This is a genomic window from Lysinibacillus sp. NPDC048646, assembly GCF_050272295.1.
Classification (GTDB): Bacteria; Bacillota; Bacilli; order Bacillales_A; family Planococcaceae; genus Lysinibacillus.
The window spans coordinates 266,407-290,461 of sequence record NZ_JBNNLZ010000002.1 but is presented as its reverse complement, the minus strand read 5'-3'; the positions used below and the strand labels follow the sequence as shown (position 1 = coordinate 290,461).

Genomic DNA, 24,055 nt, shown 5'->3' with positions numbered 1-24,055 from the left:
ACAAACCAATTGATTTGATTATAAATAATGAAAGCCTTCACCCATAACAATGTGAAGGCCTTTATATGTATTATTTTCGTGCGTATTTTTGCATATGCTCTGGTACTGCTCGTAAATCCATTAAAAAGTAAATAGCCACCCCTCTTGCTACTGAAGAACTCTTCACTTCATCATCAAAAACATATGGCATTGTGATAGACGGAATCAATCCATTCACTAATTGTGTCCTCATTACTAGCAGTGAAACGCTTATTTTATGGCACATAAAAAAGGAACCTACACATGAACCTTGTTGTGCAAATTCCTTCCATAATGTACCACCCATTAAAAATAATCGATAAACGTTGGAATCCCTACAGGTAGCACAGCCTCGAGCAACGCTATTTCAACTGCATTACCGTGTAAACGTTCGATTTTTTCCAAATAGTAAGGTCGTTTATAACCTAACAGCATTGTTGCAAGGGTTTGTACCGTTAGTTGAACTGCATTTTCGGACAATAGCTCACTCAACTTTTCAACCGATACTTCGCCATCCTTTACCGTTACAATAAACGTTCCATTGTTCCAAGCCACAATGCGATCACTTACGGCTAAGCGAAGCTGAAAGTTATTACCTATAAATGGATATCGTAGTAAAAACTCCTTTACATCCACTATACGAGCCATAAAATACGGTGATACTTTTTGAATAATCTCGCTATCCTCTAGTAAAAAAGCTACTGCTTCGTTCCCCGTCGTTTTGCCGTATACATTGTAAACCATCGAGCTGTGAGCAGAGACAAAATTCCATAAACCTTTACGGGCCTCTTCCTGCAAATATACGATTTCGTCAATATAATAATTTTCTTCCATGATGCGGTAAAACAAATACCCTTGTGGATCATCGTCTTCATCGTAATAGACGGCAGCCTGTAGTTTCACATCACTATCAATGAACTTTTCCTCCCAGAAATCCTCTTGGAATTTTTCATTCCAAGCAATACTATTACGTACCATTACACCATGTGTTTTTTTCGCATAGCGAGCATAAATCGTTACGACATCTTCATGTTTTGGGTCGACACGACGAATTTTACCATTTAGCCCTGGATAATGTGGTAGCTGCGTGTCCTTCACTTGAAATTCCACAATATCGCTCATAATTTCCCAGCCCTTTTTACGATAATACGGTATAGAATATGGAAATAAATAGGATACATATCGTTGTTCATTACGCATTTGTTGTAGGCACTCCATAATGAGACTTTCCATTAAACCATGTCCCGAATACTCTGGATACGTTCCAACCGCTGTAATACCGCCCATTTCATAAAGCTTGCCATGAACATTTACTTGAAATGGTAGATTTAATATTTGTGACACTAGCTGGGTGCCATCAAACCAACCAATTGCATGCCCTTCATCGAACTGCTTACTTTTCGCATTCACAAAACGACGATCCTTATTAATAGACATTGACATTTGAAACACATAATTAAGTAAATCAATCGACTGTGCCATTTCATCTACACGAATTTCTCTCATGACTAAGCCTTTACGTTGATTCATGATTCTCTCTCCTCATCAAATAACTCAGCAAATATTGTTTCTGGAGCATTTAAAAACCGCTTCGTTACAACATAATGAATCGTGTCTTCGTAGCGAATCGATTCAATTCCCCCATCATCAAAACTATAGATTGTAGCATTTGGATAGCCTAATAAAATCGGTGAATGTGTGGCAATAATAAACTGTGCCTTATTTTCTAAATCCTTCATAATTTTAAGTAGACTCAGCTGCCTTGTCGGTGACAATGCGGCTTCCGGCTCATCCAGTAAATAAATGGATTTATCTTTGAATCGGTTCATAAACAAGGATAAAAACGACTCGCCGTGTGACTGATGGTGTAAAGACTTGCCGCCGTATGCAGCATATTTATTCGGGTGTTCTAACAAATCAATATGACTAGCAAATTGATAAAACGTCTCTGCTCTTAAGAAAAAACCGTTTGAAACTTTTGGCAACCAAGATAAACGAATGTATTCCCCAAGTGCCGATTCTGCCTTATGTACATCATACAAATTCTGTCGTCCGCCACCAGCTGTATTAAAATCACAACGGTCCGCTATAGCTTCCAGTAAAGTTGATTTGCCAGAGCCATTTTCCCCAACAAAGAACGTCACATTCGTCGGAAACTCTAGCTCTTGTAAATCCTGCAAACTCGGTATATTAAACGGATATCCATGTTTTCCATCCATTTCATCTTTTAATACTTTACAAGATTTTAAATACATCCAGTTTTCACTCCCCTTGCTTCTATTATAACGCTCGCACACGCTCTGAAACCGTTCATTTCTCCAAATTCAAAGTAAATGCTTCGAAAATCAATAAAGGCTAATGCCGATAAGCGAAATATGCGACCAAGTAAGTCTTACAATGAGAAACCGAATTAAAAGTAAGAATATTACGACAACGCATAAAATCATCATCATTCTAAATATCGAGCAATACTGAATGCCTAAGCTCAAATAATTCTTTAAAAGCACAAATACTACCACCACAACAGCTATTATCTACTTAATATTTCCCGAGAAATAACCTTAAAAACACAAGTGATTTCTAAAATCAACCATAAAATTATGCTATAATAACGATGCATCAAAATCATAGGTGTCTTCCCTTGCGCTTCTCTTTCTTCTTTGAATATCTCATGTAAGGAACTGTCTCAATTCCGCACTACCACATACACCTAAACAGTGTACGAAGGTTAATTCCTCATCAATTTGTCTAAAAAAGTTCTCACTAAGAATCGCCCTTATTAAAATTATTCATGCAAATTATGCACCATTTGCCACATAATCCAGCTTACACACAGTATCGATTTCTTGGAAATGACTACGAAAATAAACTCAAAACAGCACTAATTGCCAACTCGAGTAAGCTTACAATCGCAGCTCTACTTATTTTAACGCGAAATAAAGCCCATAAATGCAACATCCATTTGCCAACAAGCACAAATATTCCTTGCCACTGCTTCCTCTGTTTAGATTTACGTGCAATACAAGAAACAGAGACAGCTGATTAAAAAACAAATGCCCCGTAAATCATACTGTCGGAGCCTACTACATCTGTTTCACCGAAAGATCATAATTGTAGTCTTAGGTAAAAAACAGAACTGCCTATACAAATGCACAGAATCGTTCTATTTCAACTAACTTCTACTTACCATATTAAACTGTTTCTTACTAGAAATCTTTCATTGAAGCGGATCGGCACACCCGCTCTCACGTTATTCTTAAAAGCTAAAAATATCGGTTACGCATGAATAATGCCTTGCCACTCCGTGTTTAACTCTTATACGAATGGAATAGAAAAAAGTTCCTGAAAATAAATCTGCTTCGATTTACAAGAAACTCAACAAAAAGAGCGTTAATCCTTTTAGATCAACGCACTTGATTTACGCTATTAGAAAAAGTGAAAACTCTTGTTTGCTGGCTTCTCTACTGTCGAGAAATAATCGAAGATAGAAACCAATGCATTTGTCGGAAACAAATAATACCAACTGAAAACAAAGTATAAGTTCGTTTTTAGTTGATATTATTTAATGTATCATTTTTAATTATTCACTATATTTAGGCACCAAGCGAAATTATCCCAAGCTGAATACCAACCGTTGAAAATTTCGGACGAATCATCCCAACGGACTTCGAATTTCTTCTGACCGTTTACATCCACTAAATATAAAACAAGGGTCTCATCCGCCTTAGAGACAACTAACTTCATACCGTTTTGAAGTTCTTCTTCCGTGAATGGAACGTCTGAAACCGAACGTACCTGTGCCTGTTCAAATACTTGTTTGTTAATAATTTTATAATTCATAATAAACCTCCAATAAAACTTTCTATTAAATTAAGTTCCTACTTTATCTGCAAATATAGGACTATAAAAGTATATACTATATTCATTCATTAATGAAAACAAAAAAAAAATAAGCTGGGTTCTTTTCAATTAAACCAAACGAAAAGACGTATCTGTTTTAAAAAAACATCAAAAAATTACTACCTTCCTTAAACTGTCTATTGTATTAAACTTCACGTCAAAAGTATATCTATTAATCTTCTACTAACCTGACCTGCTCCATAAAAAAATTCCTCAAGGCAAACGTTAACCTTTATTGAATCAACGCCCTCTAATCGTTGAAGTACAAACGTCACAATTCTTTCATGTCTAGTTATTGATTAGTTCTGTACCATATGAGTTGTCAATTGCACACAGCCATTCCCCATGCAAATTTTTCTTAAATACATATGTTGCCCTTCTGTCCATAGCGTATTCAAGTTCCTCTTTATCTGCATGAAGTAACGTTTGAGAAATTACTAACGCCGTATCTCCCGCTTCTAAAATAATCATTTCTCCCTGAGTGGGTACAATACTGTTATTAAAGTATTTTGCAATGGCAATAAATGCGTTTTTGATTTCCTCTTTACCACGTGCAATCATTCCAGGTTTTACAACTAGTATTGCATCATCTGTATAATAATTCATTAATGTATCATAATCTTCTTGTTTTATTGCACGATCACACTTATTTATTAACGCTTTTAAGTCATGTTCCATTATATCTGCCTCCTAAAATGGTGTATTAGATATATTTTACACAATGAATATCGGTTGAATGTACATCTTTTTTAATGATTCTTCTTAAACTAAGCTTCAACGTTAACACAAGAAGCGACCACTCTACTTGAACAATCGCCCCTTTTCATTTAATAATAATTATAGTCATTTTCTTGAAACCGTGCAGGATTTTCACCATATTCCGCAAATGTTCTTGAAAGTAGCAACGTTTTAATTCGTTTCATTATTATTTAAAAAAACTTCAAGTTCCACTTCTTTTGACCAATTCGTTAACCCTATTTTTAATAATTTCTCCGCTGCTTCAGCTGGACTAATTGCAAAACCATCTTTTACCCAGAAACTTAAATAGCCTATTGTGCCGTAGCTTGCGAATATGGCATAGTCTTGGTCGCCAAATGCTTGCAATAAATAAACGGTTAGTTTGTTTGATAACTTTCGAGTAGCATTTGAATCTTCAAATTCCATTTCATAAAAAGAGCGATATTTAATAATATGTTCACACAAATGTAGAGGAATTGGCTTTTCCCAATTGGACTGTCCATGCTGGTAAAACGATAAAAAGCGATCATTCAATGTCTTTCTCACTTCTTCCATTAGCTCATATTTATCTGCAAAATGTAAATAAAACGTCGAGCGCGAAATTCTTGCCTTTTGAACAATTTCTTTCACCGTCAATTCTTCAAAGTTTTTTTCATTTAATAACTTTAAAAATACTTCAATGATTGTTTCTTTTGCAGTTTTCAAATTATGTCACTCCTCTAGACAATTCCGGTTAAAATGTCTCGTTCGTTTCAATATGTAGGCGTTTACAATAAAGTTATCACATATTTAGGGGGAATTTAAAATGACAAAAAACGTTTATGTTATTACGGGTGGTTCTGGTGGTATGGGCAAAGCAACCGCTGAATTAGTTGGTAAAAAAGGAACGGTACTATTAGCAGATGTTTCTGAAGAGCGTTTACTTCAAACAAAGGAAGAATTAGCTGCTAAAGGGATTACGGATGTATATTATCAAACAGTTGATATTACTTCAAAAGAAAACGTTGCTGCATTAGCAAAAAAAGCTTCTGAACTAGGCACACTAAAAGGTTTAGTACACACTGCGGGCCTATCACCAACAATGGCTGATTCTAAACGTATTACAGAAGTAAACTTAGTTGGTACAGGCATTGTTTTAGATGCATTTCTCGCCATTGCAACGCAAGGTACTGCTGTCGTATGTATCTCTTCAATGAGTGGCCATATGGCACCTCGTGTAGGCCCTTATTCTGAAGTTTTAAAACAACCTTTAGCTGAGAACGTTAGCGAATTAATGGAGCAATTTACGCAAGGTAATTCAGGTGCAGCATACAGTTTATCAAAATTAGGCGTACTGTTAATCGTTGAAGATCAAGCTTGGACATGGGGCGAAAAAGGAGCTCGTATTACATCTATCTCTCCTGGTACTATCAATACACCTATGGGCCGTCAAGAAGCTTCTCAACAAAAGGAAATGAAAACAATGCTTGATAACACACCTTTACATCGTGAAGGTGAAGCTTCTGAAATCGCAACAGCTATTGAATTCCTCCTTAGCGATGCAGCTTCCTATATTACAGGTATAGACTTACGAGTAGATGGTGGTACGATCGCTAACTTAAATCGACTTCAAGCATTACAAAAAAAATAAAAAACTCGAATTCTTCGAGTTTTTACAGCCTTAGAGTTGGTTCAGCATTCGTGCTGAACCAACTCTTTTTCAATTCTTATTAGCTGCTGTGAAATAGAAATAATGCTTGACTTTTCCTTTAGTTCAATAACTTCAACAAAAGCTCGTCAATCCTTCTTAAATCAACAAAAAAGCGCCAATTTCTCTTCAGGGAAATCAGCACTTCTTTTATTAGCCATACATTTAGCGTGACGCTTTTGGCGGTTGGCAGACGTCACATTTACGTTGATTTTTATTTTTAAATTTCGTAAATGTTTTTTCAAAGTTACTTCCACATGCACATTTTAATAGTAACTTTTGAGAAAAACCGTGATATTCCGTCGTTAGCAACTTACTTTCCGAATTGTTCTCAACAAATTCTTTAATTTTATCAATCGTCCATTGTTTATTCATTCTCTTACACCTCCATTTTTTATCGCTTTGCGGAGGCTTTTCTTGGCATCCGTTCAATTATAAATAAAAGTCTTAATTATCTTAAGCGCCTCATTATATCATGTGCAGGCACACAATTAAACACATGGCGTATAAAAAGTGCCTCATTGATTCCTATCTCAACCTGAACTCACCTTAAAATGTCATAGCTATTCTGTTAAGGTAACAACTACTTTTATCCCTATTAAACATATCAAAGATCGCTAACCTTTTTTCCTTATATTGTATATAATAGGTAGAGAATAACTATTTAATACTTGCTTTATTATTGTAAATGCTTTACTGGAGGTGTTTGAATGAAAAATAGGAAAAGTTGGTATCGAATGTGGAAGATTCTTTCTTTTGCATTTTCTATGTTTCTTCGAGTTTATTGGTTTCGTATTCGCAAAAAATCTGATAAGGAATGGGAAGTACTGTGGGAAAAGCTTGGACGACAATTTCGTCAAATTCTTTTTGAGCTAGAAGGAGTACTAATTAAAGTAGGGCAATTTATAAGTATTCGCAAAGATTTGCTGCCTAGTAGTTTTATCGATCAAATACAAGACCTAGTGGATCAAGTACCGCCATCCTCTTGGGAGGACATAAAAAGTGTATTGGAAAAAGAATGGGGAGCACCAATTGAAAATTTTCTTCTTTCAATTGAAACAAAAGCAGTTGCTTCAGCATCCATCGGAGAGGTTTATCGTGGGAAATTAATGGATGGAACAGACGTTGCTATTAAAGTTCAACGACCATCAATCCCTTCGATTATGCGAACTGATTTTCGTTCATTAGCTATTATTATTTGGTTCACTCAACACTTTGCACCTATTCCTAAAGAATTTATCAACTTTAAAATGCTATTCAAAGAACTAAAATTCGTCATTGAAAGAGAACTAGATTTCAAAAAAGAATTGGAAACCATTAGTCATTTTCGTGACCGCTTTGCAGCCCATCACCAATTTACTATCCCAGACACTTACCCCCAAATTTGCACATCTAAAGTACTGGTGATGGAATGGATAGATGGCGTAAGAATAACAGATATAGATTTTTTAGATAGGTCTCAAATCAATCGAGAGGAACTAGCTCAGCGTTTAATTCGAATTTTTCTTCCACAATGGTTAGAGGCTGGAGTTTTTCATGCCGATCCACATGCAGGTAATGTCTTGATACAATCGAACGGTACAATCGTTCTTCTTGATTTTGGCATGGTAGGTGAAATATCTAAAAAAGATGCTACAAATTTTCAAAATTTAATGCAAGCCATCTTATTAAAGAATTATGCCCAAGCATCCGTAATACTAAAGGATTTGGGGTTTTTACTTCCGGGAGCCAATCTCAACATCATTGAAAATCTATTAAAAGAAGTTTTAACGTTGGATCTAAATCAGATGAAAGAGATGGATTTATTTGCTGTCAAAAAAGAAATGAATGACATAGTAAAATCACTTCCTATACAAGTGCCCACTCGATTTATCTTTCTGGGGCGCTCCTTCGTTACAATTGAAGGAATGCTGCAAACAATTAATCCAAATAATGAGATGATAGATATAATAAAACCTGCATTTTCAGACTGGTTAAAACAAGGAAACTCAAATACTTGGAAGTTAGTTTTACAGTGGATAAATGCCTTACCCATCTTTAGAATATTTCATTCCCTGAAAGATTTAATAGAATCTCCTCAGCGATTAGTCGTTCAAAAAGAAGTGCTACAACAAAGGGATTTTTATTTTTTAATCTATGAAAATCAAAAAAAGCAGACGTTTATTTTAAGCGTACTAGGATTTATAGGGACCTTTACAGGTATTTACTTGCATTTTTCTATACTTTGGAAATTTTCAATCGGTGTGTTAGCTGTTGCTTCATTTTTTTATCTCATAAGTAGTTGGAGACAACGAAAATGGTTAAAACTTATGAACCGAAAAACTATGTACTGACTCTAAAAGAACTTATTTCAAATGTTCTACATCCAAGGCACTCCTCATAAATTGACTAAAATAAGCAATAAGGAGACCATAGAACATGAATGTTGTACATTATTATGAAAATAAGACCGACGTTTTAAATCAGCTGTTAGTGCGAATTCCCGATATTGATGAGCAAGTCCATATTAAAGGTCGTAAAGCAAAAGTTGTAGAGATTATTAAAATGGATGACCACAAATATCATGTACATGTGATTTTTGAAAAAATAACGAAAAAACAACCATTAACCAAAGATCTCGGCAAGAAAAAAAGATAACTACCTCCCTCCCCTCTTAAAATTACTGGAGGCATATACAAACTAAATGCCAATGCTATCGTTTCATCCTTAAATGAGATGGTAGCGTTTTTGATGGTTTACATGCTCTTTCCATACTCTTTTAGTCAGAGATAGAACTGTATCTGGCGAAGTGGTTTACAGAGTTCCAATGAGGGGTAATACATGGACGAAGGCAAGTAATATTAGAATATCTTGTAAGTATAATTTATGTTGCACAACATCTTGGACATTCATTCTAGCATTCGAGTTTATCAGCGGTTGCAAACTATTCTCAATTAATTTAAATTTCTTCAAGTAAAGTTATTGACTTTTTAATTGATAACAATTATCATTATCAATAGATTATTTCTTTTCTCCAAATGCTTAATTCAGAATCCCCCTCTTTTTTGAATAAGCATGTATCAAACGGATATTCTTACATCAGACTAAGAATATCCGTTTTTTTTAATTATATTTTCTGGTTGCTGCTGTTCCTATTTTCTTCGCAAAACGAAACATCGGCGCTATAATTTACATAAACAAAGGAGCTGTTATTAATGGATTATCGTATTGAAAAAGATACTATGGGTGAAATTAAGGTACCTGCTGATAAAATTTGGGGCGCACAAACACAGCGCAGTAAAGAGAACTTCCAAATAGGCACAGAACACATGCCGATTGAGTTAGTGCAAGCAATGGCTATTTTAAAGAAAAGCGCAGCCATCACAAACAACAAGCTGGGCAAGCTGTCAGATATTAAAGCTCATGCGATTGTGCAAGCGGCTGACGAAGTTTTAAACGGTCAGTGGGATGACCAATTCCCACTTGTTGTGTGGCAAACGGGTAGTGGTACACAATCAAATATGAATGTGAACGAAGTCATTGCGCATCGTGCCAACCAAATTTTACAGGATGCTGGTGAGGCAGATCGCATTCATCCAAACGATGATGTCAACAAATCACAAAGCTCAAACGATACATTCCCAACAGCTTTGCATATTGCTGCTGTGCTAAAAGTAGAAGATTACTTACTTCCCCGCCTTCGTTTACTAAAAGCAACTTTTGACGACAAAGCGGCAAACTTTAAAGATATTATTAAAATCGGACGTACACATTTACAAGATGCTACTCCACTGACATTAGGTCAAGAGATTAGCGGATGGTCTGCGATGCTAGAAAAATCCGAACGAATGATTAAACACAATGTGGAATATATGAAAGAACTAGCTATTGGTGGAACTGCAGTTGGTACGGGCATTAATGCACATCCTGAATTCGGTGACCGTGTAGCTGCCGAAATTAGTGCGTTAACTGGTAAAAGCTTTACATCAGCAGCAAACAAATTCCATGCGCTCACAAGTCATGATGAAGCTGTAGTGGCACATGGTGCTTTAAAAGCACTCGCTGCAGACTTAATGAAAATTGCTAATGACGTGCGCTGGTTAGCAAGTGGCCCTCGTTCTGGTATCGGTGAAATAACAATTCCAGAAAATGAACCCGGTTCATCCATCATGCCAGGTAAAGTGAACCCTACTCAGAGTGAAGCCATGACAATGGTTGTGACACAAGTTGTTGGTAATGATGCAACGATTGCCTTTGCCGCTTCTCAAGGGAACTTTGAGCTTAACGTCTTTAAACCAGTAATTATTTATAACTTCTTACAATCCACTCGACTACTTGCTGATACTATGAAATCATTCAATGATCACTGTGCAGTTGGCATCGAGCCAAATAAAGAGGTTCTTGACCATAATCTTCAAAATTCATTAATGCTAGTTACAGCATTAAATCCATATATCGGTTATGAAAATGCAGCAAAAATTGCGAAAAAAGCCCACAATGAAGGCACAACATTAAAAGAAGCTGCAATTGCCTCAGGATTACTAACGGAAGAACAATTCGATGAATACGTTGATCCGGCTACGATGATTTATCCAAACGCAAAGTGACATAAAGTGCATGTTAGCCACACCAAGCTGACAGTACATTGCTATATCAATGTTTTAGATAATGCGTACCTTATTATTAGAATGTGTAAGCAAAAAAGATTGAAGCAATTCGCTTCAATCTTTTTTGGCTTTCCACTATAAAAAAAACAACCTCACCCTTTAGTTGCTTATAAAAAGCAAGTAATTATTTTACCAAATGCAAAATTTGTTGACGAAAAACCCAGCTAGCATTCTACTCACTTAGCTGGGTTTATTTTGACATTGCCGTACTAGTAAGATACTTTCTTGCATCTTCCCATTACAACTGTATTATAGTAATTACCGTCAGATAGTATTTTATCATTTTTCAATAGTCCTTCTATTTCAAAGCCTAGTTTTTCATAGAGCGCAATAGCTTTGTCATTCGTTTCTAATACGTTCAAAGCCATTTTTTTAATATCGTTGGCATCAGCCCAGGCAATTGATTGTTTCAAGAAATTCTTCCCTATGCCATATCCCCAAAATTCCTTTAAGACACCTACACCAAATTCTACTTTATGCGAAAGTCTTTTTAACTCAAAACCTTCACATCTTGAAAACCCAATAATTTTGTTATTAACAATTGCCACTAAAAATAGGTTATGAGGATGCTCAGTATCCGCTTTTATCAACTGTTGAAATCCTTTTGTATCTATAAAGGCTTCACCTTTTTCTCGGTCTAGGTTTTCAGTCTCCCCGTCAATTTGTACCCTTAATGCGGATAATGCTCTCGCATCTGCTTCAATAGCAGACCTAATCGTATATTGTAGCCCTTTGATAAAAAATTCTTGTTGCTTGATGAGCATAGCGACTCCTTTCTTTGATAGGCCACTTACGCCTGATAGTTAGTACTTGGCTGAATGTTAACGAATCGATTATTCCATATACATTCATGATGCTTAATGATCTGTTCAGCATCCAAAACTTCACTATTTATGGTACTATGTGCACCTTCTATTAAAATATTATGATGGTATCCATTACTAAATGCACTGCGAATCGTAGTATCTAAACAAAATTCCGTTTGAGCTCCAACAAAAATGAGCTGTTCAATCATAGAATCCTGTAAATATTGTGCTAATTCTGTGCCATAAAATGCATCCCAAGTTGTTTTTTGTATAACTTTGTCTTCCAGCTGTTTAAGGAGTCCATTATGAAGCTCCCATCCAGGCTTGCCAAATGCCATATCATCATCTTGCCCTAAATCCGTATGCTGTATAAAAATTACCTGAATGTCGTTAGCTCTAGCCCATTTAATTAAATTATTAATATTTTCTACAACTCGCTCAGATTCAAATAAATAATTCTTCCTATCCATAAAGAAGACTTCTTGCATATCTATAATGACCAATGCCTGTTTCATATTATTCCCCCTGCAAGATTTTAGATTTTTCTATATTATTATTGTATGGAATTGTTTTCGATTTAAAGATAACGACTGCATTGCCCATCATTGAAGTAACTTCAATCCTTAATTACCTCATAATAACAAAAAATACCCCCCATTGCACAAGGCATGGAAGGTATGTAGGCATTTTATTTTAATAATTCTTCAACAAATTCAACAGGTACATATGTTTTTGTTGCTTCTAGTAAAGCTGGTGCGACTTTAAAGTAACGAAGTGCTTTGTTATAGCCGTATGCTTTTTCACCACGTGTAATCGTATACGATAATGCGCCTTTTGACACGATTGCACCTTTTCCTGTTGATTCTACATTAAAGCCAAGTTCTTCAGCAATTAATCGTAAAGGAACCATTGTCGTACCCTCTACTTCATAAAAATCACTTTTAATAATTTCATCTACAGCTGATTCTGATGGATCTACTTCTCCTGGGTCTACTTCTCCTGGCTCTTCAACGATAGTGTCTAAAACCACTACTTTTGATGGAGGCGTTTGTGCGGGGATACTCATTGTTGTAATGGTATAGAACACAAGTAAATGTTGTTCTGCTAAATCTTCAACAGTCACATCTTTGCCAGATAAACTTTGAACTGCAGTTTCTTTACCCACATTTAATTTTAACGTGTTATCTGCGTTCACTAAATCTTTATTGAAAAAGTCAACTGTTACACTGCCCATTTCTTCTGTTTCAACAATAAGTACTTCTGGGTTATATTGTGGTGGATAAATCATCAGCATCGGTTTTTTCGCATACGTGTAAGCCGTTACTTTATCACCCTTTTGAAGTTTTACTTCTTTACCAGTATTATCGAAAACAAGCGTGTCCTCATTCACAACAAATACGTTAATGTTTTCGCCTTCTTTAACCGTATAATATGTAGCATTGTCACGTACTTCCACATTATCAACTGTGCCTGCTACTTTAATAAAGATTGGCTGTACTTGAGGCTTTTGTGCTTCGTCATTTTGAGCGTTCGTCACTACTGCCTCTCCTCCGTTTGCTGATGCAGATGGTGCTACTATAGCGCCTCCGATTAATAATGCTGACATTGCAAATGGTACGACTTTTGTCATTTTCATAAAAAAGCATCTCCTTCATTTCACGAATTCATAGTAGTAGTCGTTTTAAAATGAAAAAGGTTACAACATTACCATATAATTTTTATCATTCACCATTTTAAGATAATATACTACATGAAACAGCTAAAAAACGAATTGCAATCGATGTAATACTCGTTGTAAAAAGTATTGATGTTCACTTTGCTTTGTCCTAATATCCAATGCTATATCTGGATGATCCGTAATAACCCCTGCAACATTTTTTCCAATAAACTCTTGTAGAGAACGATCTTTGTTTAAAGTCCAAACGAATAAATCCATATTGCTTTGCTGTAATTCAGCTATTAAGTTATCTGATACCCAAGATTCTTCTAATGCTATAAAATCTACAGTCGCATCACTCATTGAACCAACAGTGAGCGCATAGACAATGCCAACACGTAAGTTAGGGGCTAATTTCTTTAACTGTGTCATCAATTGGGAGCTCGCTGACTGGACATAGTACGTATCAAGTACCTGATGATCCTTTAGCTTTTTCACTAAGCTTGGCAACAAGTCCTCTGATTCATTCCCTTGCACTTTTAACTCAATCAGTAATGCAACATCAAGAGCTTTCGCCATCTCAATAAAATCATCAAGAGAAGAAATTTTATCGCTATAACCATCTGAGTGGACTGAAATTGTCTTTAATTCACTTAGGGTCATATTCGTTACTACGCCATTTTTACCCGCTAATCTCCTTAATGTACGGTCATGAAACACGACAAATTCTCCGTCTTCGGTTTGCTGAATATCTAATTCTACCAAGTCTGCACCTGCAGCGGCGGCCCTAACAAGCCCACCAATCGTATTTTCTACAGCTTCTGCCGTGTAACCTCGGTGTGCGATAATTTTCGTATCAGGTGCATAAACACTTTTCTCCAAAGAATTAATATTGATTACACTTAATACGATAAATACGATGCAAACTAGAATTGATAATCGTTTGTAACGCTTTTTCAAATTTGGTGAAATTTTAGTTTTCGATATGAGAGGCGTATTGTAGGTAATTGCTACCATCACCTGTGAAAACATGGCCTGTAACAAACTAAATAACACGACAAAGGCGATTTCTAAAAATGCTAATGTCATACCGGCTGTTAATAGTGCAGTACTTGGCCATACACGTTCTAAGATAAATAGTGGTAATGTACTCACAACGGTAATACCTACTAATAACAGTAAGTGACTCGTTAAAATCATAGCCAGTAACACGAGTAATTCAAACAAACCTCTTCTTGAAAAGCGCCAACTTTGTACGAACGATTGGCGAATTGAAATCCTTGGTTGAATCGTAAAAATCGGCAATGTCAGGATACTTCGTACGCCAATAATACCTAATACACTTGCGATTGCAGCATACAGTAACTTTCCTGATCGACTCAGCATTAATTCATCGGTCATAAAATGTGGAATGGCAATGGCTTGGGTTAACGTCAGAGGTAGCATAAATGAAGCTAGAGGTAATAACAAGGCAATATAAACAATTAAATAGATTACCTGAACGCTATAAAAATAGACGACTTTACGATTGAGTTGCTGCCAAATTGTTAAAAATCGATAACGAATACCGCGCTGCTGATTAAAAGCCATTAAAAATAAAAAGCCCATCTCATAATAAATAAATAGTAGCACGACCATTACCCAAATAAGGATCATACCTATAACGAAGGGATGCGCTAAAAAGCTTTGAATATTTTCCTCTGTAATATGTGTGTAGCCGGTTACGCGCAGCATTAGCTTAAAAACAACCGTTGTGACTGGTACAATCAATAAAAACTGAAATAGCCGAATCAGTGCAAAAACCTGTATATAATCAATGCGGTACATATAAATATTGTAGATAGCTAGTCGTATAATTTGACCTGCCTTGTGCATTCATTCACCCCCAGTCGCATACTAACTTATTTCCCCAATAAAGTACTTACTACATTTTTCCCTCAATATCTTTCTATAAGATATGAAACGAAATATACTTTCAATTCCTTCCAAGATAAAAATCCTTATCTGTAGAAGGATTTGTCCATTATAGTATGTCATTCCACATCTCGAGATTTATGCTTTAGCACAAACTGATAAATTTTTTGAAACTTATTACCAGCTGAAACGGTAAATAGAGATAGCAAAACTTATAAACGGGGGTATACATATGGAGAACTTTAATATTGGTGACATTATTAGTACAATTATAATGCTACTGATTTTCATAGCCATTTTTTACGTTATGATAAAAATGATAAAAAAATTAAAACCATTGGCAACTTTGCCACCTCAAGACACACTTCTGCAAAAAGTTGATGGACTCACTACGCGCGTGGATAATTTGGAGCTACAAGTGAAAAAATTGTCCGAAAGACACAACTCAAAATAAAATAGGTAGCATCGTTGACTATTTTTATATTTATCCCGCAATTTATCTATTCCGAGAGCGAAGCCGTCAGGTACAAGACGCCCACTTCAAGTGGAAAGAGGAGAATGAGTCACTAAGTGGGCGATCAACTGACCGTAAAAGCCCGATTGGTTCGGGGCAACAAATGTTTTATGTGCGAAAGCGCAGCGGAAGCGACAGGATGTTGGTCACACAAGCTTTTTCACAGGATGTGAAGGTTTTAGCATGTGTTCCTCTATTTATTGTGGGGGATGAAGAAAACCCCTACTGATTGAAGTTTCACTTTATGGACTCTTTAGACAAAAAAATCGCCGTGAAGATTATTCTTCACAGCGATTTTTTGTTTTTTTATAGACAATTTGTCCATCAATAACTGTATACATAACCTCAATATCTGGAACTTTTTCGATGTCTACGCTAAAAATATCTTCATCAAACACCGTAAAATCCGCAGTATATCCTGCTTCAATCTTCCCTCTAACATGTTGCTGTCCGATAATCTCTGATGCTCCTACTGTATACAAACGTACAGCCTCGAAGCGCGAAATTTTCTCGCGCGCACCATAACCTTCATGGATCTCACCAAAATTTCGTCTGGTCACAGCAGCGTAAATTCCGTGTAATGGGTTAGGCTCTTCAATGGGCGCATCACTACCTCCTGCTACAATAAGCCCTTGACCCAGGAGCGATTTCAATGGATGTAAGCCTTCTACCCGCTGCTTACCTAACCTTGCAAGCTCCGCTTCATATTCGCCTTGAATAAACTGTGGTTGCATATCCACTGCTATAGGCAACGCTACAAGTTTTTCCAAGATGCCCTTATCAACCAAGCTACAATGAATAACGCGGTCTAATTGTCCTTCTCGAGGTGGATATTTGGCAAACACCTCTAAAATTGTAGTAATCGCCAAATCACCAATCGCATGGACAGCTACCGTTTGTCCATACCTTCTTGCAAGCTGCACATACACCGCTAACTGCTCTGTTGCATGCACAAGCATCCCACTATTGTTAGGCTCATCACTATAAGGTTTTCGGAGAGCCGCCGTTCGCCCACCAAAAGCGCCATCGATGAAGATCTTCATCGCCCCAAACTCTAAAAAAATTGATTGTTCTTGAGGTAGTTGAACAACTTCCTCAAAAACAGTGTGATGTTGTAGTAAGTGCACTTTAAAAGATTTCTGTTCTTCAACGATTTTTCGAAAAGCAGCTATTGGCTGACTTGGCGATCCGTAGTAGCTTAAATCTTCAGAATGTCCTCCAACAAGACCGTATGATTGTAGTGAAGTCACAGCTTTTGCAAGGGCATCCTCAATATAAGCAGGCGTAATATGTGGCATATGATTGACAATCAAATAGAGCGCTGCATCCTTTAGGACACCTGTGACTTGTCCATTCACTTTGTCAATAATACCGCCCTCAGGTGATGGTGTATCATTTGTAATCTCTGCAAAAGCAAGAGCCTTTGAATTCGCTACTATTAAGTGATGGCAGCTCCGCTTGATAATAAGATGGGCCTCACCGAGTGCATCAAGCTCCGCTAATGTCGGGAAAACGGGAACTATAAATTGCGTTTCATTGAGCCCAATGGCCATGATCCATTCTTCCGGCGTAGCATATTCCATCCGTTCACGAATAATGGTAAGGAGTTCGTCCTTACTTCTCACCTTAGATACATCAATATGCTTTAATTTCTCACCATAACCAATGATATGTAAATGACTATCGACAAACCCTGGGTACATCACACTTCCATGTAATTGTTGGATAGAAGCAGCTTGTGGCAACAAGCTCTCTACTGAGCCTGTTGCCACTATTTTTCCGTCTTGTTCAAGCACAGCTTCAACCGTTTCGCCAACTTTTGTCATCGTGTAAATCGTTCCACCTGTCCATAACGTGGCCAAAACAATTCTCCTCCTATGCTATTGCTTCAATTAGATGCGCTTGCTCTAAGCGGCGACGCACAACAACACCAAGCCATGCCGCTATTACTGCTTTCAAAATACCGACAACGATAAACGGAGCAACGCCGCCCATAAATGCAGCCGTCCAAGATAAATCCGCTAAAATTTTTAACCACACTGTACCGAATGTCAATGTCACAGCCATTCCAATTATATTAGCAATGACCGCATGTACAATAGTAATGCCGAATTTATCTAAGTATAACCCCATAATAATAGCTGTTACGAGGAAGCCAACAATATACCCGCCTGTCGGCCCTACTAATATTGCAAATCCTCCTGACATCCCACTAAACACTGGCATACCGGCAGCACCTAATAAAATATATAAAAATACCGATATTGTGCCAAGCTTCGTGCCTAAAATTGTGACGATTAAACCGACTGCTAATGTTTGTCCTGTAATTGGAATAAGTGGTAGTGGAATCGTTACTTGCGCGAGTACAGCAATAATTGCTGCACCAAATGCCGCTAACACATAATTATATGTATGACTCTTCTTCAAACTAAATTGCCTCCCTTTGTACGTTAACTAATTAATAAATTAAGTTAACACAAAGATAAAACAAAAGAAATCTGTTGTCAATGTATTTTGAAATATTGCTAGAAAAAGAAATTGCTATCGAACTAGCAATTCCCTTCTCTTCATCAATCTTTCTTACCAAAGAGGCTCATTCATAGGATCATCTTCTTGTAGATCAAAGATATAAGGCGCTAATTGATAATAATAAATAAAGACACCTGCGAAAAAAAAGCCAATTCCAATAAAAAAGTTATCGAAAAAATGATTCACGAATACCATCATAGGAATCGGAATATTGAGTATTCCGGCTAATTGGACTGATTTTTTCGTCCGATATTGCTTTTTCCCGCAATATGGACATGCCATTTGTCCGTTTTTACGATAAAATTTACGCGCTTGTTTGTGTGTCCAAGTTTCTGCACACTCGACACAGACAGGTAAACCATAGCCCTTTTTTAGCAATAAGCGTTTTACCAGAAATGTGACACCTATGAACAGAATAAAGAGTAGTATTCCTCGCACTAAGTCATAGTCAAAAAATGTCCAAAAACTCCACGTATCCGTGTCCTGCTGTTTGGCTGCCGCCTGCTGACTCCCCGCCGTACGGTCATCTTTGCCCTGCGATAATACGTAAGTAAAAGTAAGGACAAACACGGTGAAAGTTGCAAGCACGATTCGATACTGCCACTGACTACTACTTCTCGGTTTGCTTTTCCCACGCACTTTTTGAACGATTGCTTGCTTTTTTTCGGCTGAAAGCTTAATATCCTGTAGCTCTGTTAACACATCTTCCTTAAATTGATTCATGGCGTAACACCTCCCAGTCATAGTCACCGATTGCTGTTGCTAGCTGTTTTCTAGCACGCTGTAATCTCGTTCGTACCGTTGCTTCTGGGCAACGAACAAGCTGTGCAATTTCTACTGTGGTCATATCTTCGAAATAATAAAGAATGAGCACCTCTCTGTATGGCACAGATAATGTAAATAAAGCATCCACTAACTCACGCTTTGTAGACTTAGCAAGTAACTCTTTTTCAGGAGTGACCGTTGTCGTGCGCCCCGTTATTTTTTCGAATAGTGACAGCCGTTTACTTTTCCAGCTGCGTAAATAGTCGTGGCTTCGGTTAACGGTCATTTTCACTAAATATGTACGGTATGATGATTCTTGCCGAAACTGCTCTTGTTTTTGATAAAAGGCGATAAACACATCCTGCACAATGTCCTCAGCGGTCGCTTCATTTTTTACATATAAATAAGCAACCTTTAGTAAATAATCACTGTGCTCTGTTATAATTTGTTCGATTTCCATCGCTGTCCTCACCTTCTTTCTAAACTACTGACGGATGCAAATCGAATTTCGATTCATTTTTCATCAAATTATTTTTCGTGAATCTTTTTGAAAATAAAGCTTTATTCTGATAAAGTGAAAAAGTGACGAATTTTGTACGAGGAGTTGTCAAAAAATGACCGTGAAACACCAATTAAAGGCTATATCGAGGGAGCCGGACATGCACGTTGAAAATCGTGCACGTTTATTAGTCAAATGCCCTGACCAACCAGGAATCGTAGCTGTATTATCTTCATTTTTATTTAATTACCATGCAAATATTATCGAATCGAGCCAATATTCAAGTGATCCTGAGGATGGTACGTTCTTTATCCGAATCGAATTCCATTGCGACAATCTGCAGGAAAAATCAACGAAAATGGAAGAAGAATTTACATATATAGCGAATGACTATGGCATGGAAGCGAAATTCTGTTATTTAAATAAACGGGAACGTACAGCAATTTTCGTATCAAAAGAGCTACACTGTTTGCAAGAGTTATTATGGGAATGGCAAAATGGTGATTTAGATACGGATATTGCCGTTGTTATTAGCAATCATGAGGACGCACGCGCGATTGTTGAGTCATTCAATCTCCCGTTCCATTATATCCCTGCGAATAAAGAGATTCGTCTACAAGTGGAGCAAGCACAAATTCGCTTAATGGAAGCATATGAAGTTGACCTACTGATTCTAGCACGTTATATGCAAATATTAACGCCTGATTTTGTGAATCATTTCAAAAATTGTATCATCAATATACATCATTCCTTCTTACCCGCGTTCATCGGTGCAAATCCATACGAGCGTGCACATACGAGAGGTGTCAAACTGATTGGTGCTACTTCACATTACGTAACTAATGATTTAGATGAAGGACCGATTATTGAGCAAGATGTAGAACGTGTGGACCATCGTGATACGATAACGGATTTAAAAAAAATTGGCCGTCAAATCGAACGTCGCGTGCTGACTAAAGCCGTAAAATGGCACTTAGAAAACCGTATTATCGTAGAGGGCAACAAGACCATCGTTTTCCATTAATCGTTTTGATTGTAATTTTCGAAACGCAAAAAGAGGGGCTTCCATGGCCCCTTTTCCATACCTATTATTTACCATTCCCAACATCGCTATATTGGTTATAGAGTGTAATTTGATTACGACCATTGCGTTTTGATGTGTAGAGCGCACTGTCCGCATGCTGTATTAATGGTTCAACTTGATCGAACTGCCCGTACTCATTCGTACTAACCCCTATACTAAATTCTAAATGCACAACTTCATCGTTTATCGTCAATGATAATGAAGTTAATGTATCATATAAGTTTTGTGCTATGGCTTGAACAGACTCACCTTCTTTTAAATGGGTGAGAATAATAAACTCATCCCCCCCAAAGCGTGCAACTATGGATTCATATGGTTGAAAATAATTGTGCAGTGTAGTGGCTGTTATTGTCAGTGCATCATCCCCAAATAAATGACCATTTGAATCATTAATGGATTTAAAATGGTCTAAATCAACCATCATTAAAGCCAGTTGATGATTTTCCCTAGCTGCATTTTCCACCATCTTCTCCGCATGCTCATCAAAATAGCGACGATTATAAATATTTGTTAGTGGATCAATATACGAATTTCTTTCAAATTGTTTTTTCTGCGCATTATACTCCATTTCAAATAACACCTGCGTGTAATTCTCCCTCTGTATTTCCAATAAAATGTTTATATATTCCTTTTGAATAGCGCACAATATAATTTTATTTCCTTGATCTTCAATTAGCTTTACTAAAGAATTATAAATGACTTGAAGCAAAGCTAAATCATTATTTTGCATGGCAAAATGTTTCGATTTTTGATACATATCAATCGCTTCGCTAACATGTCCCTGTTTTTCACAAAGTAAGGCATAGGCATTAAATACTTCTAATTGTACTTTACTATAAGGCGGTGTATGTATCGTCTCTAGTAAATTTTTTAATAGTTCCTGTGCTTCATTAAATTCTTCCAACCAAATATGAGCTATGGCTAAATTTGTCTTAGAATGTATAATACCTTTATAGGGTTGCACATGTTTCGTTTCATATTCGTTGGCATAATAGAGACTCTTTATGGCAAGTTCCTTTGCCTTATCATATTTTCCTAGCTCAATCTCTAAACCACTCAAATTATTATAAATTTTGCCCATGCTTTCCACATGTTGGATACGCTCCGCAATTTTGAGCCCCTTCATCATAAACTCTTCTGATTTTTTCAGGTGGCCAAATGTACCCCAGTAGATGGAGGCAAGTGAATAATATTGAATGACGTCGATATCATTACCATACAAAAAGGTAAGCTCGCGGTATTGCTCAAGTAAATTGATGGATATTTGTAAATCCCCCACTTGAAAATAGCTCATACAACGATATCGTAACAGATGCATTGCTTTATCATACAATGCCAACGTATAAGCACTATCTATTGCGGCACTACTTAATTCTATATATTCTAAATAGCGATTTGCACTATATAATTCATCTAGTGTAATCAATAATTCTTCAAATTCTTGTGTGTCCATACCGCACCTCCTTTTAATATACCTTATTTCTTTAATACTACCTTTCCTCTCAAAATATTACAATTCTTTATACTCATTTAATAAACAACAGGTGAGTAATTTAACCTAAAATGCCGATGTGAATTGAAAAAACAAGCCTCTGTGACAGAGGCTTGTGATGATTTATCAATATTTAATAATGCTTTTAATTCTTTCAATCTTTTCTGATTAAGAGCTGGAAATAACTATTCCATACACTCATTGTTAGTTCTACCGGCGATTTTGTTTGTTTTATCGGCGATTCGTGCCGTTCTACCAAAAACAAGTAATTCGTCACCTAAATCCACAATGCCCGCATTACTCCAAGCACCTTGCCCCGGTTTTGCGATAAGCTGCATGCACTCCGTCATATAAGGAATGCAACGTAAAATATTCTGTATCTATAATGACATCTATCATCCCTTACTCTATCATTTTTTTACATATTATAGCATTTGATAGATAATGAGAAATGCTGTGAGCCAAAAAATCCACTCTTTGTTGAGTGGATTTTCTCTTGGTTATATAAATCGTTTAAACATCTTCTCGTATAGTGCAACAATGAGCAGGCCACCCAGCAGCGGAATTAGTGAGCTGAAGCTGAAATAAAAGCCGTCCTCATTGAATTCTCCTAAAAATCGGAATTGCAACCAAGCAATGTTGTATGTTTCGCCCACCCCATATAAAAAACCTGTGCTAAATAAAAACAATACAAGACACTTTATAAATTCGTCTTTTCGCATATGGCTCACCTCACTGAACAATCGTCATTTGTTGTGCAGATGTTAAAATATCATCAATAGTTAGCTCAGGATTTTCAATGATAATTCCATATTGATAGCCATTTTCCTGCCAGCCAACATAACGGAATTTCTCGTCCTCCATGACTGTCCCTTTTTGCCCGCGCACTTCGATTTCTTTTTCACCTTGAATATTACCGATTTCTGCATGTTTTGCGTCCACTTTAAAAACTGAAACTGAAAATTGCTGTACCTCTTCCTTTACATATTCAAATGTAAACTCAGGGCGCTCCTCAAATCCTTTATCCAACGAAATTGTCTGCAATGTTAACCCATCCGCTTCTGGTACCATTAAAAATTCACCAAGCTGCGCTTTCGCAACATCCAATGTTACCGTCTCCGAAGCATAGTCTTCCTCGCTCATTTCCTCCACTGTTGCACCATCCGGGATGTCTAATGTAAATTGTGCATCATCAATTTTTGTGTCGACATCCAATTTTGAATACTCGGTTGTCATTTTGTTTCCAGCGTTGTTAGTGGTTGTTTTTAACGTCAGCCACGTTTTTTTATCAATCCATACTTCCATATCTCCAAGTAATGTATCTGCTTTTTTAGACTTTGCTACAATGCGATACGTATCTCTTCCTGCGATTTTTTCTTCACCTGCAACCGTAATATCATGTGTATCCTTCATCATTTTGAACAAGATTTCTGCCTGATCCCTTGGTGATTGAAGCCCATCGAATGCACCCTCAGAATAATTCATTTTATGAACAGTATTCCCTACTACATCATACGTAATTAGCTGTGAGCCATTATTAACTGAAATAAAATGCTCGCCATTTTCACTTGTCATCTCAATACGTCGTTTACCTTCCTTGGCCCATTCTTTCACTTGTGCTTTCCCACCAAGCTCGCCCATATCCATTGTATATTCCCCGTAATACGTAGTTGTTTCTGTTGTTTCCTGTAATGCTTGATCGATAATCTCCTGGGGTGAATAGGATCCTTGCGTATTACAGCCAACCAAGCTTAATGTCAGTGCAGTAACTAACCCCGCCATACGTAATGATTTTTTCCAATTCAT

24 protein-coding genes are annotated in these 24,055 nt (G+C 36.8%); 6 read left to right on the top strand and 18 right to left on the bottom strand.

Annotation, left to right across the window (positions count from 1 at the left end):
• Positions 1 to 70: 70 nt before the first annotated feature.
• The 6 genes from ACQKII_RS03690 to ACQKII_RS03665 form a co-directional block, all read right to left on the bottom strand.
• Entirely contained in the window at positions 71 to 217 is a 147-nt protein-coding gene (locus ACQKII_RS03690) for a hypothetical protein (RefSeq protein ID WP_427456439.1), read from the bottom strand.
• A gap of 107 nt (positions 218 to 324) precedes the next feature.
• The gene (locus ACQKII_RS03685) at positions 325 to 1,548 is read right to left on the bottom strand and encodes a GNAT family N-acetyltransferase (RefSeq protein ID WP_427456437.1); all 1,224 of its coding nucleotides are present in this window, start codon (positions 1,546 to 1,548) and stop codon (positions 325 to 327) included.
• The gene (locus ACQKII_RS03680) at positions 1,545 to 2,273 is read right to left on the bottom strand and encodes an AAA family ATPase (RefSeq protein ID WP_427456435.1); all 729 of its coding nucleotides are present in this window, start codon (positions 2,271 to 2,273) and stop codon (positions 1,545 to 1,547) included. Before ACQKII_RS03680 ends, ACQKII_RS03685 begins: the two co-directional genes overlap by 4 nt.
• A gap of 1,321 nt (positions 2,274 to 3,594) precedes the next feature.
• A complete protein-coding gene (locus tag ACQKII_RS03675) occupies positions 3,595 to 3,858 on the bottom strand; it encodes a hypothetical protein (RefSeq protein ID WP_427456433.1) in 264 nt (87 codons plus the stop codon).
• A 348-nt stretch (positions 3,859 to 4,206) separates the two neighbouring features.
• On the bottom strand, positions 4,207 to 4,596 hold the full coding sequence (locus tag ACQKII_RS03670; protein ID WP_427456431.1) for a YybH family protein: 390 nt from the start codon (positions 4,594 to 4,596) through the stop codon (positions 4,207 to 4,209).
• A 231-nt stretch (positions 4,597 to 4,827) separates the two neighbouring features.
• Positions 4,828 to 5,361 carry a TetR/AcrR family transcriptional regulator gene (locus ACQKII_RS03665; RefSeq protein WP_427456429.1) on the bottom strand — a complete coding sequence of 178 codons (534 nt, stop codon included), beginning with the start codon at positions 5,359 to 5,361 and terminating at the stop codon, positions 4,828 to 4,830.
• Between the two features lie 100 nt (positions 5,362 to 5,461).
• Here ACQKII_RS03665 and ACQKII_RS03660 point away from each other — a divergent pair, with 100 nt between their 5' ends.
• Positions 5,462 to 6,286 (top strand): SDR family oxidoreductase, encoded by an 825-nt coding sequence (locus ACQKII_RS03660; protein ID WP_427456427.1) that lies wholly within the window; start codon positions 5,462 to 5,464, stop codon positions 6,284 to 6,286.
• 222 nt (positions 6,287 to 6,508) lie between these two features.
• Here ACQKII_RS03660 and ACQKII_RS03655 read toward each other — a convergent pair whose 3' ends face one another.
• Positions 6,509 to 6,718: a hypothetical protein gene (locus ACQKII_RS03655; RefSeq protein ID WP_427456425.1), complete on the bottom strand. Its 210-nt coding sequence runs from the start codon at positions 6,716 to 6,718 to the stop codon at positions 6,509 to 6,511.
• 335 nt (positions 6,719 to 7,053) lie between these two features.
• Between ACQKII_RS03655 and ACQKII_RS03650 the strand changes: the two genes are divergently transcribed.
• The 3 genes from ACQKII_RS03650 to fumC all read left to right on the top strand — a co-directional run bounded on the left by ACQKII_RS03650 (position 7,054) and on the right by fumC (position 10,929).
• Positions 7,054 to 8,676 carry an ABC1 kinase family protein gene (locus tag ACQKII_RS03650; protein ID WP_427456423.1) on the top strand — a complete coding sequence of 541 codons (1,623 nt, stop codon included), beginning with the start codon at positions 7,054 to 7,056 and terminating at the stop codon, positions 8,674 to 8,676.
• An 85-nt stretch (positions 8,677 to 8,761) separates the two neighbouring features.
• Positions 8,762 to 8,980 carry a hypothetical protein gene (locus ACQKII_RS03645; protein ID WP_427456421.1) on the top strand — a complete coding sequence of 73 codons (219 nt, stop codon included), beginning with the start codon at positions 8,762 to 8,764 and terminating at the stop codon, positions 8,978 to 8,980.
• Positions 8,981 to 9,537: 557 nt separating this feature from the next.
• A complete protein-coding gene (gene fumC / locus ACQKII_RS03640) occupies positions 9,538 to 10,929 on the top strand; it encodes a class II fumarate hydratase (RefSeq protein WP_427456419.1) in 1,392 nt (463 codons plus the stop codon).
• Positions 10,930 to 11,198: 269 nt separating this feature from the next.
• Here the strand turns inward: fumC and ACQKII_RS03635 are convergent, their stop codons facing one another.
• From ACQKII_RS03635 to ACQKII_RS03620, 4 genes are all read right to left on the bottom strand, one after another.
• A complete protein-coding gene (locus ACQKII_RS03635) occupies positions 11,199 to 11,753 on the bottom strand; it encodes an N-acetyltransferase family protein (protein WP_427456417.1) in 555 nt (184 codons plus the stop codon).
• 26 nt (positions 11,754 to 11,779) lie between these two features.
• Positions 11,780 to 12,310, bottom strand: coding sequence for a cysteine hydrolase family protein (locus tag ACQKII_RS03630; RefSeq protein ID WP_427456416.1), 531 nt, complete (start codon positions 12,308 to 12,310; stop codon positions 11,780 to 11,782).
• 173 nt (positions 12,311 to 12,483) lie between these two features.
• Entirely contained in the window at positions 12,484 to 13,431 is a 948-nt protein-coding gene (locus tag ACQKII_RS03625; RefSeq protein ID WP_427456414.1) for a stalk domain-containing protein, read from the bottom strand.
• Between the two features lie 123 nt (positions 13,432 to 13,554).
• Complete coding sequence (locus ACQKII_RS03620; protein WP_427456412.1) at positions 13,555 to 15,327, bottom strand: glycerophosphoryl diester phosphodiesterase membrane domain-containing protein; 1,773 nt, start codon at positions 15,325 to 15,327, stop codon at positions 13,555 to 13,557.
• A gap of 271 nt (positions 15,328 to 15,598) precedes the next feature.
• Between ACQKII_RS03620 and ACQKII_RS03615 the strand changes: the two genes are divergently transcribed.
• Positions 15,599 to 15,820 carry a hypothetical protein gene (locus ACQKII_RS03615; protein ID WP_427456410.1) on the top strand — a complete coding sequence of 74 codons (222 nt, stop codon included), beginning with the start codon at positions 15,599 to 15,601 and terminating at the stop codon, positions 15,818 to 15,820.
• Between the two features lie 338 nt (positions 15,821 to 16,158).
• Here the strand turns inward: ACQKII_RS03615 and ACQKII_RS03610 are convergent, their stop codons facing one another.
• The 4 genes from ACQKII_RS03610 to ACQKII_RS03595 all read right to left on the bottom strand — a co-directional run bounded on the left by ACQKII_RS03610 (position 16,159) and on the right by ACQKII_RS03595 (position 19,634).
• Positions 16,159 to 17,742, bottom strand: a complete 1,584-nt coding sequence (locus tag ACQKII_RS03610; protein WP_427456408.1) for an amidohydrolase — start codon at positions 17,740 to 17,742, stop codon at positions 16,159 to 16,161.
• Positions 17,743 to 17,755: 13 nt separating this feature from the next.
• Entirely contained in the window at positions 17,756 to 18,307 is a 552-nt protein-coding gene (locus tag ACQKII_RS03605) for a biotin transporter BioY (protein ID WP_427456406.1), read from the bottom strand.
• A gap of 153 nt (positions 18,308 to 18,460) precedes the next feature.
• The gene (locus ACQKII_RS03600; protein WP_427456404.1) at positions 18,461 to 19,132 is read right to left on the bottom strand and encodes a TIGR04104 family putative zinc finger protein; all 672 of its coding nucleotides are present in this window, start codon (positions 19,130 to 19,132) and stop codon (positions 18,461 to 18,463) included.
• Positions 19,119 to 19,634 (bottom strand): RNA polymerase sigma factor, encoded by a 516-nt coding sequence (locus tag ACQKII_RS03595; RefSeq protein ID WP_427456402.1) that lies wholly within the window; start codon positions 19,632 to 19,634, stop codon positions 19,119 to 19,121. Before ACQKII_RS03595 ends, ACQKII_RS03600 begins: the two co-directional genes overlap by 14 nt.
• Before the next feature lie 154 nt (positions 19,635 to 19,788).
• Here ACQKII_RS03595 and purU point away from each other — a divergent pair, with 154 nt between their 5' ends.
• Positions 19,789 to 20,697 (top strand): formyltetrahydrofolate deformylase, encoded by a 909-nt coding sequence (purU, locus tag ACQKII_RS03590; protein ID WP_427456400.1) that lies wholly within the window; start codon positions 19,789 to 19,791, stop codon positions 20,695 to 20,697.
• Positions 20,698 to 20,761: 64 nt separating this feature from the next.
• Here purU and ACQKII_RS03585 read toward each other — a convergent pair whose 3' ends face one another.
• The 3 genes from ACQKII_RS03585 to ACQKII_RS03575 all read right to left on the bottom strand — a co-directional run bounded on the left by ACQKII_RS03585 (position 20,762) and on the right by ACQKII_RS03575 (position 24,055).
• Complete coding sequence (locus tag ACQKII_RS03585) at positions 20,762 to 22,210, bottom strand: diguanylate cyclase (RefSeq protein ID WP_427456398.1); 1,449 nt, start codon at positions 22,208 to 22,210, stop codon at positions 20,762 to 20,764.
• Between the two features lie 224 nt (positions 22,211 to 22,434).
• Positions 22,435 to 22,599 carry a hypothetical protein gene (locus ACQKII_RS03580; RefSeq protein ID WP_427456396.1) on the bottom strand — a complete coding sequence of 55 codons (165 nt, stop codon included), beginning with the start codon at positions 22,597 to 22,599 and terminating at the stop codon, positions 22,435 to 22,437.
• A 382-nt stretch (positions 22,600 to 22,981) separates the two neighbouring features.
• The gene (locus ACQKII_RS03575; RefSeq protein ID WP_427456394.1) at positions 22,982 to 24,055 is read right to left on the bottom strand and encodes a LolA family protein; all 1,074 of its coding nucleotides are present in this window, start codon (positions 24,053 to 24,055) and stop codon (positions 22,982 to 22,984) included.